Source organism: Halococcus morrhuae DSM 1307 (assembly GCF_000336695.1).
GTDB lineage: Archaea > Halobacteriota > Halobacteria > Halobacteriales > Halococcaceae > Halococcus > Halococcus morrhuae.
In genome coordinates, this window is sequence record NZ_AOMC01000048.1 from 1 (window position 1) to 1,361 (window position 1,361).

Genomic DNA, 1,361 nt, shown 5'->3' on the forward strand with positions numbered 1-1,361 from the left:
TGATTGTTGCGGCCTACTTCCACAACGCCGGCCGAAAGCACGGCTTCTGCCGTGTCAGCGCCCGCTTCCGCCCGTTCGGCGGTCGTGCGAGGTCCCGCCTCCATGACGATGGAGAAGAGAATGCGAAGGTGGTCCGCATTTCCCATCAGGTCGCTCATGCGGCGTATCGGAGCGTCGGTATCGGCGGGGTCCCCGCAGACGAATTCGGCTTCGCCGAGGCGGCGGAGGTCGATGGGGAGGTCTTCGGTCGGAACGTGCGAGATGAGGTCGCGTAGTTTTTGAGCCAGCCAAATCGTGTCGAGGAACACGTCCAAGTCCTCGAAGACGATGCGGCCAAGCGGCGTGATGTGGTAGTCGTGGCTGCGGCGTTCAACCCACCCGTGGTCTTCGAGGTCGCCGAGCAGACGTCCCATCGTCACGCGCGTGACGTCGATATCGTCCTGCATGTCGCGGCGCTCGTGTGGCCCTTCGACGAGGAGTTCGAGGAGTCTCACCCGGTTTGCCGAGCGAATCAGGAACTCGGCGTCGTCGAGAGGTCCATCCATGCCATCCGTTACCGCATGTGGCCTCAAATCGTTTCCCCGTGTACGACGACGGACGAGACAACACACTATCTTTCCAAAAACCGACCGTACATTGCTGGTTGCTTATGCCGACCACGTGGATACGTAGCGACCCTGGTGTCGAAAGTTCCATTCGCGGATAAAAGTTCCCGACGGCATACCCACGACGCCGACCAATATCGAACGCCGCCTGATCGACATGATTCCGTGGCTGGCGTTTCGTACCGGTTTAGATGTTCATCCCGCTTTACACCGAACAGGAGACAGTATCACGTACTCTCATGCCCAAGCACGGTACATAATGGTCTCCGAACCGCTCGACGGTCTCGACAGGCAAATTCTCCACCTGCTCCAACAGGACGCCCGGCACAACACCGGCCACGATATCGGATCGAAACACGCATTCGACCGAACCAAGAACGCGTCGGAAGGCGTTGCGCCCCGATGACCGCTGACAACCCTCCCCTGGAAGTCCCATCGCTGTGCGACCGGCAGGAGATCGTTGACACGACGACTCGACTGTGTATGCACGCGGACTTTCACGACTGGACGGGTCTCCGTTCGTGTTTTGCCGACGACCTCACTGTGCACTTTCCGGGCGTGACCGGCGGAGAATCCCGAGAGATAGCAGCCGACGACTTCGTGGCGCGCTGGAAGCGCTATCTCTCCCGATTCGAATCAACCCAGCATCTCTCGACGAATCATCTCGTGGCCGGTGACGACAACGGAGCGACCTGCCAGACGTACTTCCAGACGCAATATTACCGTCCGGCGACGAATGGCGGGGGCTTCTGGACC

The 1,361-nt window shown here is 60.0% G+C and carries 2 protein-coding genes; one reads left to right on the top strand and one right to left on the bottom strand.

The window, feature by feature from the left end:
• A partial coding sequence (locus C448_RS03120; RefSeq protein WP_004051856.1) for a helix-turn-helix transcriptional regulator occupies positions 1-545 on the bottom strand: 545 nt, incomplete at its 3' end.
• A 462-nt stretch (positions 546-1,007) separates the two neighbouring features.
• Here C448_RS03120 and C448_RS16090 point away from each other — a divergent pair.
• Positions 1,008-1,361: nuclear transport factor 2 family protein (locus tag C448_RS16090; protein WP_169316342.1), on the top strand; the 354-nt coding region annotated here is incomplete at its 3' end.